The organism is Paenibacillus anaericanus, from assembly GCF_003994475.1.
Lineage (GTDB): Bacteria > Bacillota > Bacilli > Paenibacillales > Paenibacillaceae > Fontibacillus > Fontibacillus anaericanus.
Window position 1 is genome coordinate 159977 of sequence record NZ_RZNY01000009.1, and the last position, 16090, is coordinate 176066.

Here is a 16090-nt window from a genome sequence, read left to right on the forward strand (position 1 = left end):
AAGACAAAAAGTACACAGTAAATAAAAGAGCGTTCTTCAAGGGAGTCTTCCCCTTAATTGAACGCTCTTGTTATGACAATATAATTGGTTATAGCACCTAATGATTCTTTCTAAGAAGTTTTACCTACAATGTTGTCCCCTCTCTTCGTGATCGTGTACGTAACGATCTCACCACTCCAGAAATGGAATTTCAAAATTACTTCTCCGTCTTTCACATCCTTAAAGAAATCTGGAAGCAGTTTGATTTCATCGGTCATAAAAGAGGGACTAAATGTATTGTCATATTCCTTAAAGGAAGTCCAGTCTTGCGGACCTGCATTGCCGCCAGCGGCATATGTCGCTTCCATCGTAGCCACGCGGTTACCGTTAAAGTTGGTTGGAATAGCGAAAGCTTCTGTCGTTCCTTCAGCATTGTGCAATACCGGTTTGTCATTAACGGTTAATTTCAACTTCCAGTCAGGTCCGTTGTTGAACTGTACTGACAATACTGCATTGACTCCAAGGTTCCCTACGGTTGTCAACTTTGTGAGCAGACTTGATTTGAGGACTAACTCCTCACCGTTCAGCACAAAGTCCTCACCTTGCTTCAACTTTTGTCCATTTGTAACGATTCCAGTCAACTGGTTCCCATTTAGATTCAGGTTCACTTTAGCATCTTGAATCTCAGCGCCCTTAGCAAGATAGATGATGTCAGACTCCGCGGTCGACGAACGTCCGCTCCAACCGGCTTTCATAATATTGATCAGTTCTTCATCTGACCATTTATATGTTGTTCTGTTAAAATGTTGTCCATTATCCCACAACATACTGGTGACTTTCTTCTCCCTGAGAGTGTTGGTTAAAAACTCGAAAAACTTAAGTTTCTCTCCTTGCTCGATTGTATTCGTGTTCTTGTCAAATCCAAGTAGACCATATTCACCAAGAATTACAGGAATCCCCTTGGCAACAAAGGTGTTGGAGACATTATCGAATGTTGTAACGATATCTTTCGTTGTATCTTTCTCAAACTTATAGTATCCAGCAATGTTCACGCTGAACGGCCAGAAACCATAAAAGTGCACAGTAGCAATCAGGTTAGGATCGTTCAGCTTAACAATAGTATTGTAAAGCACATCTAGATCTTCCTGAGACGGGTTGGTCTCGCGTGTAGGTAGAACTAGTGGACGAACCGCATTTTTCCCACCTGATTCTCTAACAATCTTATGGAAAGATGTTAGCAGTTCATACAACATCTCATTCTGTTTCGCGCGATCCTCGGTACCCCCATCGGTAAAACGAGGTTCATTGATACTTTCGAACATTAGCTTATTGGAGTGATCCTTAAATCGATCCGCAATTTGTGTCCAAGTCGCCTGATAACGAGCAAGCACTTCATCATGCTTCTTCTCCATGTGGCTTACCCACAACCAAGAGTCATGATGGATGTTGATCATAACATAGAGATCTGCATCCAGTGCCCAGTCCACAACTTCTTGAACTCGGTTCATATATGCCTGTTCGATCGTATAGGTTGGTGCATCACCTATGTGCTGATCCCATGTAATCGGAATCCGGATACTCTTGTATCCTTGAGCAGCGATCTGCTCAATTAACTCTTTGGTCACACGAGGGTTGCCCCATGTTGTTTCGTCAATTCCTGTAGCATCAAGCGTATTACCCAAATTCCAACCAGGCTGCATATCTTGAACATAGGATTGGATACTACCTTTGGCCGCGTTTTTAGCCTCCTGTTCCTTTTTAGGATCGGCAGCGGAAACAGAAGCTGAGAACATAGAAAGTAATAGACTCGCAACAATAGCTAAGGACAAAATCGATTTTTTTCTACTCGTTATCATATCATTCTCCTTTTTGTAAGCGTTTTCTATTAACTAATTTATCATGCTGCATCTTCTTAAAATACCGTAATAATTTATGGAAAAATCATATGTAAATCAGTGAGTCAAATTAGCGGCTGTAGGATAAAAAATAAACCCGCTCCGTTAAGAGTGGGTTCTTGGGTTCTCATTTTCCGTTAGTTAATCATCATACCAACTCTGAAATATACATGGGCTTACTTCCATCTTCTGATTTGAACCCAAGTCTAATATAGAAGTTCACTGCATCAGGATATGAAATTAATACTTTTGATTTATACCCTTTATATCGCTCAAGCATCATGTTCATCAGTTCCTTACCAATACCATTACTCTGATAACTTGGATTAATAAGTGCGTAATGAAAATATGCCGTTAAAACACCATCAGATAAAGCATTTACTAACCCGACAAGCTTGCCTTCATCCCATGCTGTTACAACGGAGTGCGACCCTTCGATTGCTTGTAAAAGTTGCTTTGGATATTTACCAGACTCCCAATCCACTGATAAGAACAACTCTTCAAGAGCTTCTTCTGTAATGCCCTCTTTACTTGATGTGTAGTAAATACTCATTTCGATCCTTCCTCTCTTATCATCTATTATATTAAAAAATCACGTAATGATCATTTCTCTACATCACACTTCCGTTCACGGTTTATTAATTCTCGTATATTCGACAGTCTGGTAGCTTTATGCTATGGTATCACTTACGAGGCATTTCGTTCCACTGGAACGAGGTGCCTTCGCGCGTATGTAACCAGGTTTACATTAAATGTATTTAAGGTGGTGATGTGATGGTGCTCTTCCATCCCCGCGTGGGCGGGGCAATTCTAGGTAAGTTAAGAGAAAGGCTTTTGGGAGCACAAAAAAATTAAGTATAATGAGGAGTCGATTGTAATGAGAGCATGTTTTCAGGCGGAGCTACGTCAACCAACAAACCGAAATGGATTGAAATCTTTACGCAGAGAGGGCCGTCTTCCCGGTATAATCATGAGTCCCAATGAAGATACGACCATGATTCACGTTGCGTTAAAAGAGTTCCAACGCTGGGCAAGAAACGGTGGAACAGGTGTGCTTGAATTAAATTTGGAGGGAACTGAACCGATTCCGGTACTTCTTGAAGCCATTCAAAGGGATCCGGTATCCCGAGACTTGATCCATGCTGATTTTCTACGAGTGAATCATAAGGAGATTGTTCGTACATGGGTTATGGTTGATTATATTGGCACCCCAATTGGTACGAAAAAGGGTGGCGTTCTGCAAACCCAAGTGACAATGATCGAAGTCGAAGCACTACCTGCAGACTTACCTGCTTCGATAGCTATCGACATTAGTCATTTGGAAATTGGAGATTCTCTCCAAGTTGGAAATCTACAGATTCCTAGCGGTGTTGAATTGATCTCCTCAGTTAATGAGTTTCTATTATCCGTTATCACTCCTAAATTATAATTGTATTTATATCTTCGATAAGAAAAATAATTATATATAACAGAAAGACCATGTTATCTACGTCTGTAGATAGTCAAGCTCCCATTTAATGTCCACTAACTGGAGTCTTGACCAAACATGGTCTTTCTCGCCTTTATATCTCTTGTAAAATGGTTCACTATGTTGGTAATAACTGAAAATATAAACTCCAAGATGCTTTAGATGGTACAATAGAGGAATGCGAGTAGTTGGACGTGGAACAAACTGATTTTTCGCAATACTTTTTTGAGACTAAGGAGACATAATGACATTTAAAGACTTGAATATTATACCGGCAATTTTGAAAGCATTAAGCAATGAAAACTACACTTCACCGACACCTATACAGGAACAAGCAATCCCACCCGTGTTAGCTGGTAGAGACTTACTTGGTTGTGCGCAAACTGGAACAGGGAAAACAGCGGCATTCGCAGTCCCTATCTTACAACTATTAAGCCAACAACAGAGCAATAAAGGCACGAAACGTCAAGTTCGTTCATTGATACTAACACCAACAAGAGAACTAGCCATTCAAATTATCGAAAACTTACAAGCGTATGGCAAATACACCAACTTGCGTAGTTGTGCTGTCTTTGGTGGTGTTTCACAAAACACTCAGGAGCGCGCCCTTAAACAAGGTGCGGATATTGTTGTTGCAACCCCTGGCAGACTTATCGATTTGATGAACCAAAAACTTATCGATCTACAACATGTCAAAATCTTTGTACTAGATGAAGCTGACAGAATGCTAGATATGGGCTTTATTCACGATGTAAAACGTATCATCGCAAAAATGCCTAAGCAAAAACAAACTCTATTCTTCTCAGCAACGATGCCGCCAGAAATTTCTACCATGGTCAAATCCATACTTGTTAATCCGGTAAAGGTAGAGATTACACCGGTCTCTTCAACTGTAGATAAGATCCAACAATCGATGTACTTTGTAGATAAGGGAAACAAGCAGAAACTGCTAATTCATCTTCTGCAAGATAAATCCATCGCTTCAGCTCTTGTATTTACTCGTACAAAGCACGGTGCTGATCGCGTTGTACGCGAACTGACCAAGGCGAATATTGCATCACAGGCGATTCACGGAAATAAATCACAAAATGCCCGTCAAACGGCATTAAGCAATTTCAAAAGTGGTGCAACACGGGTATTAGTAGCAACAGATATCGCTGCACGAGGGATTGATATTGATGAACTTTCGCATGTATTCAACTACGATCTCCCTAATATTCCGGAAACATATGTGCATCGAATCGGACGTACGGGAAGAGCTGGATTAAGTGGAATTGCGATCTCCTTTTGCGAAATTGAAGAAAAGCCATATCTTAAGGATATTGTTAAAGTGATTGGGAAATCCATCCCAGAAGTGAAAGACCATCCATATCCAATGCTGATTATGACTCCTCCACCAAAGGAAGTAACCTCAGTATCAAAGTCGTTCAAACCAGCTCACAAGAAGAAACCAGTGGGGAACCACTCTAATTCTTCTGCAAATAAAAAAACATCCTTCCCTAAAAAGTATGATGCTAGATAAGCAGTACGACTCTTCATCTGGATCTAAAAAATGATGTTAAAAAGCTTTAGCAGAGTGATATTTCTGCTAAAGCTCTTTTTTGTTAGGTCACTGAGACTAGGATGATCACGAAGGACTTCAACACGATAGTTGACAATTATTAACTATGCTATTAGTATCTAATTTAACATATATCAAATTAGAAGCTCATTAAATTAGTTATAAGGAGAGATAAACCTTTTGCAATTAGATAAAATTGTGAATTACCATAAAGCACTGTCCGATCCAACCCGAATTAAAATCTTGATTCTCCTAGCGGGTGGTGAACTTAACGGTCAAGTTTTGGCAGACAAATTATATGTTACACCTGCCACCATTACTCACCATACTGCTAAACTTCGTGAAGCCAGTCTAATCAACGAACGCAGGGAGAAGAATACCGTTTATTTTTCGCTCAATCACTATTTCATTAAGAATACCGCTACTGCAACAGCAGATCTAATTTATAAGGATACCAATACAACCGGAGGGCTTGAGCAAATGAATATCCAACAACAACGTTTGAAAGAATCTGTCAGCAAGAATTTTTTCACATCGGAAGGAAAATTGAAGCACTTGCCCGCACAGCTCAAGAAAAAACTAATCGTGCTGCAACAGCTTGTATCTGCATTAGAACCGAACCATCCATATACTGAGAAAGAGATCAACGAATTCATTAAGCAATACCATGATGATTATGCTACCATTCGTAGAGAATTTATTATGCATCAATACATGATTCGTGATCGTGAAAACTATACGGTAAACCCTCAGGAAATGTGGCCAAAATGGGAGACATTATCTTGAACATCTTTTTTCTATTCGTTCAGAGCGGCTTTTAAACCTTCTAAGTTCTGACGCATAATACTCAAGTAGTCTAAATTGTTGGCTTTGTCTTCATCAGTAAGTCCTTCTATCGGATTAAGTACTGCCGATTGTGCACCAATTTCTTTCGCAATGGTATCTGCCACTTTAGAAGAAACTAGCGTCTCAAAGAAGATGGTCTTCACATGATGTTCTTTCGCAAACTTCACGATTTCCGTCATCTTCTCCGCAGAAGGTTCTTGCTCAGGAGATAAGCCCGCAATCGGAACCTGTGTTAGTCCGTATTCTTTAGCCAAATAACCAAAAGCAGCATGCTGCGTAATGAAATCTTTCCGCTTTGTATTAGATAATCCATCTTTAAATTCCTGATCTAATTGTTCTAGTGCAGCTACATACTCGTCTGCGTTCTTCTTAAACTCATCTTTATGCTCAGGTGCTGCTTCGACAAGCCCTGCTTCGATGTTGCGGACTTCCTTGATCGCCAAAGTTGGGGATAACCATACATGTGGGTCCAGACCACCATGATCATGATGATGACCTTCTTCAGCGTGTTCATGAGCTTCTTCTCCTTCATGTTCATGAGCTTCTTCTCCATTATGATCATGAGCTTCTTCTCCTTCATGATCATGAGCTTCTTCTCCTTCATGTTCATGGACTTCTTCGTCTGAACCTTCCATAATATCCAGACCATGACTCGCTTCGATCTTCACCAGTTTGTCATTGCTCACAGCCGACAGTACCTGATCAATCCAACCTTCCATCCCCGCTCCGTTATAGACGAGAACATCGGACTCTGCTATTTTCTTGAGATCTTGTGGCGTAGGTTCCCAATCATGGGGTTCCATTCCGCCAGGGACTAGAACTTCCACCTCTGCGAGATCGCCAGCAACATTTTTAGTAAATTCATACATCGGGTAGATGCTAACTTGAATCTTTAATTTTTTCGTTTGAACTACCGTTTTATTTCCTGATTCCGTCGAATTAGCGTTATTTACCACAGTATCACTGTTGTTAACTCCCCCACCACAACCAGAGACAATTAAAATCAATCCTAATAAAAATGCTATGAATTTTTGGTTTTTAAATTTCAAAATGAGACTCTCCTTTATTTTGATATTCTTGTTCATTAAGTACTTTTCCCCAGCTAGTACGGGCTCTTCGTTTATGAAGTACAAGTCGTAAACGTTGATATGCAATCCCAACCAGCAGAAAAATCAGCAGAGTTAACGCGATGGTTCCTCCCGGAGGTGTGTTGATATAATAAGAAGCGGTCAATCCGCTGAATATACCCATTAACCCGATAATCACAGCCATAACTATAGCCGCTGTAAATCCTTTTGCTAAACGTAACGCCAATGAGGCAGGAAGAACCATCAAAGAGGATACGAGCAGAACGCCAACAATCGGCATCGCAGCAGCCACCGTCATACCGGTTAATACAGCAAATGAAAACGTTAGGCCTCTGACACGTACTCCACCAATCTGTGCCGTTTCTTCATCAAATGTCAAATTATAAAGTGGCCTTCTTAGGACAAAGAAATAACCAACACCCACAAGTGCAACACAGGCAATCAACCACAATTGTATATCGCTAACAGCCACGATTGACCCAAATAAATATGAACTAAAACTCTTATTCAAATTACTACGAAAGCTCATTAGAACAATGGCAAGAGCTAATCCTGAGGTCATGATAATTGCGACTGGAACCTCACTATAGGTTCTGTAAGTTCGCCTCAATTGTTCAACCAGGATGCCGCCGATCACAGCAACAACAAACCCGTAAACCACTGGATTGAGACCAAGCACGGACCCTAAAGCTACTCCGGCCAATGAGACATGCGAAAGTGTATCTGCCATCAGCGCCTGACGTCTAAGCATCAGATAGACTCCTAGCATCGGTGCAATTATTCCGATACATGCTCCGGCCCAAAACGCACGCTGCATGAACTCGTACTCAAACATTGCCACTCCTCACTTTCCCTTTGTTCCAAAGATATTACGCGGTCAAGATATTGGTTGGATTCTTCCAGGCCATGGGTAACCATAATGACCGTAATTCCGTGTGTTGTTACACAGTGCCTCATTAATTGGTAGAATCCAATTCGGCTCTGCTGGTCCATCCCTGCAGTCGGCTCATCCAGAATCAATACATTCGGCTCTCCAGAAAGAGCTCTAGCGATACAAATCCGCTGCTTCTGTCCCCCTGACAACTCACCGATTCTGCGGTTCCTATATTCCCACATCCCTACTTGCTTAAGACTTTGTTCTACTACAGCTTCTTGCTCTAATGTAAATCGCTTGAACAAACCGAGCCGCGAATAGCAGCCCGATTTGACTAGCTCCAATACATGGCTAGGGAAACCACTGTTAAAAGAAGCAACATTTTGTGGTACATAGCCAATTCGCAGCTTATTTCCATCTAGTGCTTTCTCATTTAATTGCACCGTTCCGCTCCAAGGCTTAAGTAAACCAAGTAACAATTTGAGCATTGTAGTTTTGGCTGCTCCGTTCGGACCAGTAATTCCTACGAACTCTCCACAATGTATATCTAGAGAAACCCCGTTCAGAACAGGAGCTTGCCCATACCCGAAAACTACATTTTTCATAGAAGATAAAATCATACGCGCCCCTCTTTATCCATTCATTCCTATCTAGTTTCCCGATGCATCGTATATCTTCTCAACCGAGGAGAATACTTTTTTAGCTCCAAACGCTCGGGATGATTCCGTTTATTCTTAGTTGTTGTATAGTTTCTATCTCCACATTCCGTACATGCCAATGTTACAACTACCCGCATATTCGTAACCTCCTTCAATGAAATGATTAGTTTGTTAAAGACCTACAACGCTAGAGTTAGGATTAAGCTCATCATCACTGAGCCATGGAAGTGGATTGTTAAAGCTCGCCCAGTCCATATCCATTTCCTCTGCAGTCAAAAGACATAGATCCAACTGATTCTCGATTTCGGATCTATCCATATCGATACCGATAAGAACGACTTCAGTTATCCGATCTCCCCACATGTCATCCCATGTCTGTAGCACCTCTGGATCAATTGAGAAAAGCTCTTGTTGCTCTTCAGGAGACAAAGCTGCCAGCCACCGACCTGCTGGACCGAACTGAATGGAAGATCCCGCCTGACTAAAGCTTGCAGCCAGATCAGACTTAACAGAAATCCAGATTAGCCCCTTCGCTCTGACAACCTCCACAGGCCAGTCTGCCATATACTCGGCCAATCGCTCAGGATGGAAAGGTAATCTGCGCCGATACACGAAGGAACTGATTCCATACTCCTCCGTTTCAGGTGTATGTATCTCTTGCTCCAATTCTTTAATCCATCCAGCCGACATGCTCGCCTTATCAAAATCAAATAATCCAGTGTTTAAAATTTCTTCTGGTTCAACAATCCCGTTCTGTGCTCTGATAAGCTTTGCTCCAGGTTGTAATTTACGAAGTACACCTTCCAGTTCGTTCAATTCATTTCCCTCTACTAAATCGCATTTATTCAATATCAACACATCACAAGTTTCAATTTGGTCGATCAATAGATCAACCACATCGCGAGTATCTTCTTCCCCCGTTGCTTCCCCTCGCTCCAACAATGTTTCCCCAGAAGAGAAGTCATGCCAGAACCGATAAGCATCTACTACAGTGACCATGCAGTCCAATTTAGCCAGAGATGTCAGGTCAATTCCGCTGTCCACATCCTCATAAGAAAATGTCTGAGCAATCGGGATCGGCTCGCTAATCCCCGTCGATTCGATCAGAATATAATCAAATCTGTCTTCCAATGCTAATTTTTCAACTTCTTTAATCAAGTCGTCACGAAGAGTACAGCATATGCACCCATTCGACATCTCCACCAGCTTCTCTTCTGTACGCGATAGATTCCCCCCAGCGCTCACCAGATCGGCATCAATATTTATTTCGCTCATGTCATTTACAATAACCGCAACCTTCAACCCTTTACGATTATTGAGAATATGATTTAACAGTGTAGTTTTACCAGACCCTAAATAACCACAGAGTACGGTTACTGGTATTTTCTTTTGATTCAAAAAAGTCGCTCCTTTCTAACATAAAAGTTCTTATTCGTAATTATTACGATTAATAAAGTACAATATAATCCCTCAGATACATTTTGTCAACTTGCGTTGAGTTATTATTAATCTAATGAACAGTCAAACTTACTATTATCGGACATATGCATCGATCCCATCATCCGTATCTGTTACAGTGGATTCATCACGTACTATTTCTACAAAAATACGGTTAGGAACACAAACAATACTCTCATTTGGCCGTGAAATGAAACCCATAGCCATGGATATCTTCTTTGGACAGTCGGCATATACCATTTGAATTCCGTTGTCGAACACCTTCAATATGTTGTGACCGAACTCTGTTTTGATCTCGATATTGTGCTCCTCTCCTGCAAGAGAAACCTTCTCGTAAAATTTCCCATTTACGGTAATCACCGCATTTAAGCTAGAGGGATCATACACCTGAGTTTTCTCGTTATAATATCTTAGTCCTATCCATATTGAGCCGACCAAAATAATAATAATGATCAACAAAATATCGCCACGCTTCAGTTTGATCATAAATCTCCTTCTGTTGTAATTTTGCTTTATATTCGTAATTATTACGATTAATAAATCTTATACTATGAACTTTTGTTGAGTTTGTCAATCCATAACTGTGTGATTCATCCATACGCTTCATCTCTTATGATCAATATCGCTTACAGTAAAGCCCCCTCGATCTATACTTAATAGAAATATATGGATAATAAAAGGGGATATAATAATGAGCACTTTGATATTATATGCAGGGAAATATGGCAGTACCGAAAAGTGCGTGGATACATTAAAGAAAAGCCTAACTGGACCCATTGAAACCATCAATCTTAATCGGGATATTCCACCCAACGTTTCTCCATATAACAAGGTCATTATTGGCGGCTCGATCTACTTCGGCCAATTTCAAAAAGCGAGCAAACAATTTTGTGTAGATAACTTGGACTTACTTAAACAGAAAAAGATCGGGTTATTTATGTGCTGTGGAAATCCCGAGAATATCAATCAGTACATGGTGGAGGCCTTTCCAGCAGAGTTGCTGGAACATGCAGTAATCAAAGATTGTTTTGGCGGGGAACTAGAGAGGAATAAAATGAAGTTCTTCGATAAATTAATTACTGGAATGATCCTTAAATCAGCGCAAAAAAGTGGTAAACCATCACCCGAGATTCTATGGGATTCGGTCACCCGTTTTTCAGAGAAGATGAATCTCGCATAATTTATAACGCTGTTAAGTTCATCAATCCAAGTGTTACAGTACTTATATTATCTTGTTCATATCAAAAGGACTCCCTCAATGAATCGGGGGAGTCCTTTCGTTGTGGAACCGTATAGTCAATTATTGACGTTCGATCGTAATCCAACCATCTGAATCACTATGCACTTGCGCACCTAGCGACTCAGCGATAAAGCGTAAAGGAATATAAGTTGTTCCATCCTTATGGATAAATGCCGGTTGAGCTAACGTAACGGTATTGTCACCTACTTTAGCCTCCTTCGAACCCACGGTGATCGTAATATTCACACCTGTGATATCGTCAATAATGACGATTTGGTTCGAACCTTTCACCCATTTGACCTCCGCATCCAATTGCTCCGACAAATATCGAAGAGGTACGAACGAAGTATTGTTCTTAGTAATTACGCCGTAATAATCACTTTGTGTATCGATCACGAAGTATTTTTGCGTTACATTTAATTCATTCTTCAACAACTTATAAACCTCTGAGCTTGGTTCAAAGTTCCGTAGAATCTGGCCTGGTGTTATCTCTCCATCTGTTACATCTAGCACTCCAGCTGAAGTATCGATCTTATCAAGCACTACATTTCCATTAATATTCCATGATTCACTTTCACTGTGAATTTTAATAGCTTGGATTGGTAGTTCTTCGGACTGAGGAATGGCAATTTGAAGATCCATCACTTGTTTGCGAATATTCTGAGCACTATCAAAGTACAAGTCAACCTTTAACAAAGTATCTTTGCCTAATACAGTCGCAAGCTCAGGTGTTTCATCAAGCAAAGAGGCCACTTGCGTATCATAGTTAGCCAACAGCTCGGTAAGGCCTTGTTGCACAACTCCAAAGATAGCTGCTACTTCAACTTCTTTGGAATTCAGCAGGGAAAATCCTCCCTCTACTTCAAACTCACTTTCATACAGTGAACTAGTAACGTCGTAAATTACACCGATAATTTCCTTTAAGCCTTGTTCGTCTTTTGACAAATTAGTCAGAAATGGCTTAATCAGACCAAGCAGCTCATCTCCGCTAAGTTCCACATGTAGATTAGTTAGGTTCACCGATTCCCCATTAATTTTCTCCTGCGATTGTTTCACTGCGATCTTAGAAGGGTTCGGGATATGCTTCATAACCAAGCCCATTGCTTGGATCGTAAGTTCTTGTACTTTCTCATTGTATTGCTTCATGTCAGGAATACCGAGATCCGATGTATCCGTAGATATGTAGATTGGCTTCTTAGCGCCTTCTACTTGGACAACAAGACCCGTCTCATCCATCGAGAACTGAATAGGGAGCTTCTTACCTTGGTAACCCACAGATCCTTTGATGGATACAGCACTAGTATCTTTCACTTTAGCGCTATCAATATTTATGGATAATGAATTAATAAGTTCGATGACTTTCTTCTGTTCTATGGTCAAGTTACCTGTGCCTGGAACAACTTCTAGCGATAGGGTCTGCTTTGATTCACTCGATTTCTGCGATAGATTTCCTATCAAAGCCTTGTTGATATCAAGTCCTCCAATTGACGTACATCCCGTAAGCATGACCAGGAGTAGGATTATTGGAATCGAAATCCTTTTTAATCTTTTTTTCACGTTAAAATTTCCCCTTTCGTTACATTACTAATTCTCATTATCTTCATTTGTACTCCTTTTGTAAATAGTGAGTTAAATCACGTCTGTGTTTTGTCTAGATCATTAGATTGATAACAAGTAGCCACTACTCGTAATTTTTTTCTGTTAAAATAAGAATATCAACCTATCATTCCGTTTCAGAAGGGAGCATACATCATGAAACCAACTGTTTATATCGCAAGAAAAGTTCCTACAGAAGTAGAAGATTATATCGGGAAACACTGCAACTATAGTAAGTGGGACCAACCGGGCCCGATTCCTCGTGAAGTTCTGCTTGAGAATTTGAGTAACGCTGAAGGATTGTTGATCTCAGGTGGTAAAATCAATCAGGAGTTACTGGACCACGCCCCTCGTCTACGTGCAGTCAGTACGATTAGTGTTGGTTACAACAATTTTGATCTAGAAGCGATGAAAGCCCGGGGGATTCTGGGCACGAATACTCCTCAAGTCCTGAATGACACAGTTGCAGATTTAATATTTGCACTTATCTTGTCCACCGCTCGCCGCATTCCTGAAATGGATCGGTACGTTAGAGAAGGTAATTGGAAGCGTGGGGATGATGAGAACTTATTTGGAATTGACGTCCATCACAAGACACTGGGTATCATCGGAATGGGTGGAATTGGCGAGGCCGTAGCACACAGAGGAAAATGGGGATTCGGGATGAACATTCTGTATCATAACCGTACTCGGAAACCTGAAGTCGAGGCTACTCTAGAGGCAGAGTATTGCTCGCTACAGGACTTACTACGAAAAAGTGACTTCATCGTGCTGATGACTCCCCTAACTCCAGAAACCCACCATTTAATTGGTGCAGAGGAACTGGCATTAATGAAGCCAACTTCCGTATTTATCAACGCATCTCGTGGGGCAACGGTTGATGAAGAAGCATTAATCAAGGCGCTGCAAACAAATAAAATTTATGGGGCTGGTCTGGATGTATTTGAACGAGAACCCCTTGCTCATGACAACCCGTTGCTGTCTCTGCCAAATGTTATAACCCTACCGCATATTGGTTCCTCCACGGAACAAACTCGGTTTGAAATGGCGATGCTAGCCGCACAGAGCCTGGTCAGTGCACTACAAGGTGAAACTCCTGCGAACTTGGTGAAGGAATTACGTTCCTAGAGTCCATATAACATATAAAATCACTGCTCATTTTAAACAAAAAGTGAACCCGGGATCCTATATAGGTATTCCGGGTTCACTATTATGCTTATTATTTTCACTCATCTTCCTCTAATAAAGGACTGAATTCCATTTCGCCTAAACGACCAGCCTCGGCATCAGCCAGCAATCTCCTTAACCACTTCAGTTCCGTCATAGCATGCTCATATTGCCCTGCCATTAAATGTAATACACTCCTCGGAACTGTACCCTGATGCTCACTATATACTTGATAATATAAATTCACTTGATGTTCGACTTCCTTCACCCGATCTCTTAAAAGTGAAGCAATTTTCACCTGATCTCCTTTGCTGGCAAATGCCAAAGCCATATACATTGGATGATACAAAGGTTCAATATCCTTAAATTTATCAAGTAACAGCTTCTGAAAATATTCTTTCCCCTTGTCCGTGATTTGATATATTGTCTTATCCGGCCGGCTATTACTACTTATAGTTTCCATTGCTACGATATGCTCTTGCTTAGCTAACTGATCCACTGCATAATACAACGAACCGATGCGAAACTTTCCCTTATGATCCAAGAAACGATCTTTCATGCGAATCCGAATCTCATAGGGATGCATATCCTCTTCAAGCAGTAAACCTAATATCGATAATCGAATGGACAAGGCTTCATATCTCCCTTTATAGATGTTTAGATCAATTATGTTGCTTTACAAGCTCACTCGCTTTAGGAGTCATCCGATCCTTAGGCATCACAAGCACAACGACAACAGCCAAAATTGCTGGAATCAGAGCCCACATAAACATATGTGATATTGAATAAGAGAGCGAGTCCGTAATCTTATTCAGAATCTCTGCTGGAATTTTTGCTCTAGTCTCCGGAGTTAATGCCTCGCGAGTATCACCAAAGGACTGTCCAGCTAGTCCCATACCCTTGAAAGCTTCTTCCATCCGATCTGACATCAGATTCCGCTGCAAGATACCAAAGATCGTTATTCCAAGCGTCATACCTAACGAGCGGAGAAAAGAGTTAGTCGACGTAGCCGCACCGCGCTGCCGTATATCAAAATGATGGATTGCAGCCATACTAAGCACCGAGAATGAGAATCCTACACCAAAGCCCGTTAATATACTATACAAAGTCAATAAAATGCGGGATGAATCACCCGTAAGAGTACTTAATGAAAACACACCCGCTACAAAGAAAACGACGGAAATCATCATAATTCCACGATAGGACATTTTGGAAGCAAGTAATCCACCCATCATACTTCCAACAACAGAACCAATCATCATTGGCATTAGAATCAATCCCGAATTGGTCGCTGAGCCACCATATACCCCTTGCACATAAATCGGAATATATACCGTCGCTACTATAAAGACGCTACCATAGAACAGTGCTAATGCATTACTAGCCGCATACAGCCGTTGCTTAAACATTCCGAAGGAGATGATCGGCTCCTTCGCTTGTCTCTCTATCAGTACAAAAGCAATGAATAATGCAGCAAATCCACCGAGCAAACCAAGAATAACCCCCGAATCCCAGGCGAACTTCTCACCGCCCAACTCCAGAGCGAACATGAGACAAACAACTGCTCCAACCAATGTGAACGCTCCACCCCAATCAATTTGCTGCTTGGCATGAGTCAACGATTCACGATAGAAGAAAATAATAAAGAACAAGGCAATCAAGCCAATCGGTACGTTAATGTAAAATACCCAATGCCAACTAAATGTGTCTGTAATAAATGCACCAAGCAGTGGACCAAAAATGCTAGATGTACCAAATACGGCACCGAGCAATCCCGTCATTTTCCCACGTTTCTCTATAGGAAAAATATCATAAATAATCGTGAAGGCAATTGGCATTAGTGCCCCTCCACCAATCCCTTGAATCGCCCGAAATATACTAAGCTGTAGTATACTTCCGGCAAATCCGCACAACACAGAACCTACAAGAAACGTAATGATTCCAAAAATAAAAAACCGCTTCCGCCCGTACATATCGGATAACTTACCGAAGATTGGCGTTCCTGCCATTACAGCCACCATATAAGCAGAAGTTACCCATACAAATTGCTCCATTCCACCCAGCTCAGAAACGATGGTACCCATTGCTGTCGTTACGATCGTATTATCCATTGCTGACATCAGTATGGCCAGCATAAGTCCAATCAATATAAATTTTGTATGATCTTTTTCTTTTGCAATCATCAAGATATTCCCTCTCCTTTTACCCTATTCAAATTTGAATAATACTTTATTTTATTTAAATTTTCAAGAAAAAAAC

General features: G+C 41.0%; 16 protein-coding genes. 5 read left to right on the top strand and 11 right to left on the bottom strand.

Features of this window, described 5'->3' with window-relative positions; all coding sequences use genetic code 11:
• Window positions 1-110 precede the first annotated feature (110 nt).
• Together EJP82_RS12925 and EJP82_RS12930 are read right to left on the bottom strand one after the other, a co-directional pair.
• Window positions 111-1835, bottom strand: a complete 1725-nt coding sequence (locus EJP82_RS12925; protein ID WP_127192472.1) for a cellulase family glycosylhydrolase — start codon at window positions 1833-1835, stop codon at window positions 111-113.
• Window positions 1836-2022: 187 nt separating this feature from the next.
• Window positions 2023-2427: a GNAT family N-acetyltransferase gene (locus EJP82_RS12930; protein WP_127192473.1), complete on the bottom strand. Its 405-nt coding sequence runs from the start codon at window positions 2425-2427 to the stop codon at window positions 2023-2025.
• Between the two features lie 324 nt (window positions 2428-2751).
• Here EJP82_RS12930 and EJP82_RS12935 point away from each other — a divergent pair, with 324 nt between their 5' ends.
• From EJP82_RS12935 to EJP82_RS12945, 3 genes are all read left to right on the top strand, one after another.
• Window positions 2752-3303 (top strand): 50S ribosomal protein L25, encoded by a 552-nt coding sequence (locus EJP82_RS12935; RefSeq protein ID WP_127192474.1) that lies wholly within the window; start codon window positions 2752-2754, stop codon window positions 3301-3303.
• A 283-nt stretch (window positions 3304-3586) separates the two neighbouring features.
• The gene (locus EJP82_RS12940; protein WP_127192475.1) at window positions 3587-4864 is read left to right on the top strand and encodes a DEAD/DEAH box helicase; all 1278 of its coding nucleotides are present in this window, start codon (window positions 3587-3589) and stop codon (window positions 4862-4864) included.
• Between the two features lie 219 nt (window positions 4865-5083).
• The gene (locus tag EJP82_RS12945; RefSeq protein WP_127192476.1) at window positions 5084-5689 is read left to right on the top strand and encodes a DUF2087 domain-containing protein; all 606 of its coding nucleotides are present in this window, start codon (window positions 5084-5086) and stop codon (window positions 5687-5689) included.
• 11 nt (window positions 5690-5700) lie between these two features.
• Here the strand turns inward: EJP82_RS12945 and EJP82_RS12950 are convergent, their stop codons facing one another.
• The 6 genes from EJP82_RS12950 to EJP82_RS12975 form a co-directional block, all read right to left on the bottom strand.
• On the bottom strand, window positions 5701-6801 hold the full coding sequence (locus EJP82_RS12950; protein WP_425464340.1) for a metal ABC transporter substrate-binding protein: 1101 nt from the start codon (window positions 6799-6801) through the stop codon (window positions 5701-5703).
• Window positions 6788-7678, bottom strand: a complete 891-nt coding sequence (locus EJP82_RS12955; protein WP_127192478.1) for a metal ABC transporter permease — start codon at window positions 7676-7678, stop codon at window positions 6788-6790. The genes EJP82_RS12950 and EJP82_RS12955 overlap by 14 nt, the downstream gene beginning before the upstream one ends.
• On the bottom strand, window positions 7615-8331 hold the full coding sequence (locus EJP82_RS12960) for a metal ABC transporter ATP-binding protein (protein WP_127192479.1): 717 nt from the start codon (window positions 8329-8331) through the stop codon (window positions 7615-7617). Before EJP82_RS12960 ends, EJP82_RS12955 begins: the two co-directional genes overlap by 64 nt.
• A 26-nt stretch (window positions 8332-8357) precedes the next feature.
• Window positions 8358-8507, bottom strand: a complete 150-nt coding sequence (rpmG, locus tag EJP82_RS12965; RefSeq protein WP_127192480.1) for a 50S ribosomal protein L33 — start codon at window positions 8505-8507, stop codon at window positions 8358-8360.
• Between the two features lie 34 nt (window positions 8508-8541).
• Window positions 8542-9768 (bottom strand): GTP-binding protein, encoded by a 1227-nt coding sequence (locus EJP82_RS12970; protein ID WP_127192481.1) that lies wholly within the window; start codon window positions 9766-9768, stop codon window positions 8542-8544.
• 135 nt (window positions 9769-9903) lie between these two features.
• Window positions 9904-10314: a NusG domain II-containing protein gene (locus tag EJP82_RS12975; RefSeq protein ID WP_127192482.1), complete on the bottom strand. Its 411-nt coding sequence runs from the start codon at window positions 10312-10314 to the stop codon at window positions 9904-9906.
• A gap of 205 nt (window positions 10315-10519) precedes the next feature.
• Between EJP82_RS12975 and EJP82_RS12980 the strand changes: the two genes are divergently transcribed.
• Window positions 10520-11008 (top strand): flavodoxin domain-containing protein, encoded by a 489-nt coding sequence (locus EJP82_RS12980; RefSeq protein ID WP_127192483.1) that lies wholly within the window; start codon window positions 10520-10522, stop codon window positions 11006-11008.
• 120 nt (window positions 11009-11128) lie between these two features.
• Here EJP82_RS12980 and EJP82_RS12985 read toward each other — a convergent pair whose 3' ends face one another.
• Window positions 11129-12625 carry a copper amine oxidase N-terminal domain-containing protein gene (locus EJP82_RS12985; protein WP_127192484.1) on the bottom strand — a complete coding sequence of 499 codons (1497 nt, stop codon included), beginning with the start codon at window positions 12623-12625 and terminating at the stop codon, window positions 11129-11131.
• Between the two features lie 195 nt (window positions 12626-12820).
• Here EJP82_RS12985 and EJP82_RS12990 point away from each other — a divergent pair, with 195 nt between their 5' ends.
• Window positions 12821-13792: a 2-hydroxyacid dehydrogenase gene (locus EJP82_RS12990; RefSeq protein ID WP_127192485.1), complete on the top strand. Its 972-nt coding sequence runs from the start codon at window positions 12821-12823 to the stop codon at window positions 13790-13792.
• A gap of 97 nt (window positions 13793-13889) precedes the next feature.
• On the opposite strand, the gene EJP82_RS12995 is transcribed toward EJP82_RS12990, so the two are convergent.
• Entirely contained in the window at window positions 13890-14462 is a 573-nt protein-coding gene (locus EJP82_RS12995) for a PadR family transcriptional regulator (RefSeq protein ID WP_127192486.1), read from the bottom strand.
• A gap of 31 nt (window positions 14463-14493) precedes the next feature.
• Window positions 14494-16011 (bottom strand): MDR family MFS transporter, encoded by a 1518-nt coding sequence (locus EJP82_RS13000; RefSeq protein ID WP_425464341.1) that lies wholly within the window; start codon window positions 16009-16011, stop codon window positions 14494-14496.
• Window positions 16012-16090 lie beyond the last annotated feature (79 nt).

What these genes read in the sequence shown, in the direction of transcription:
- EJP82_RS12925 (WP_127192472.1), bottom strand. Translation starts at nt 1,835, where the DNA reads ATGATAACGAGTAGAAAAAAATCGATTTTGTCCTTAGCTATTGTTGCG.
- EJP82_RS12930 (WP_127192473.1), bottom strand. Translation starts at nt 2,427, where the DNA reads ATGAGTATTTACTACACATCAAGTAAAGAGGGCATTACAGAAGAAGCT.
- EJP82_RS12935 (WP_127192474.1), top strand. Translation starts at nt 2,752, where the DNA reads ATGAGAGCATGTTTTCAGGCGGAGCTACGTCAACCAACAAACCGAAAT.
- EJP82_RS12940 (WP_127192475.1), top strand. Translation starts at nt 3,587, where the DNA reads ATGACATTTAAAGACTTGAATATTATACCGGCAATTTTGAAAGCATTA.
- EJP82_RS12960 (WP_127192479.1), bottom strand. Translation starts at nt 8,331, where the DNA reads ATGATTTTATCTTCTATGAAAAATGTAGTTTTCGGGTATGGGCAAGCT.
- rpmG (WP_127192480.1), bottom strand. Translation starts at nt 8,507, where the DNA reads ATGCGGGTAGTTGTAACATTGGCATGTACGGAATGTGGAGATAGAAAC.
- EJP82_RS12975 (WP_127192482.1), bottom strand. Translation starts at nt 10,314, where the DNA reads ATGATCAAACTGAAGCGTGGCGATATTTTGTTGATCATTATTATTATT.
- EJP82_RS12980 (WP_127192483.1), top strand. Translation starts at nt 10,520, where the DNA reads ATGAGCACTTTGATATTATATGCAGGGAAATATGGCAGTACCGAAAAG.
- EJP82_RS12990 (WP_127192485.1), top strand. Translation starts at nt 12,821, where the DNA reads ATGAAACCAACTGTTTATATCGCAAGAAAAGTTCCTACAGAAGTAGAA.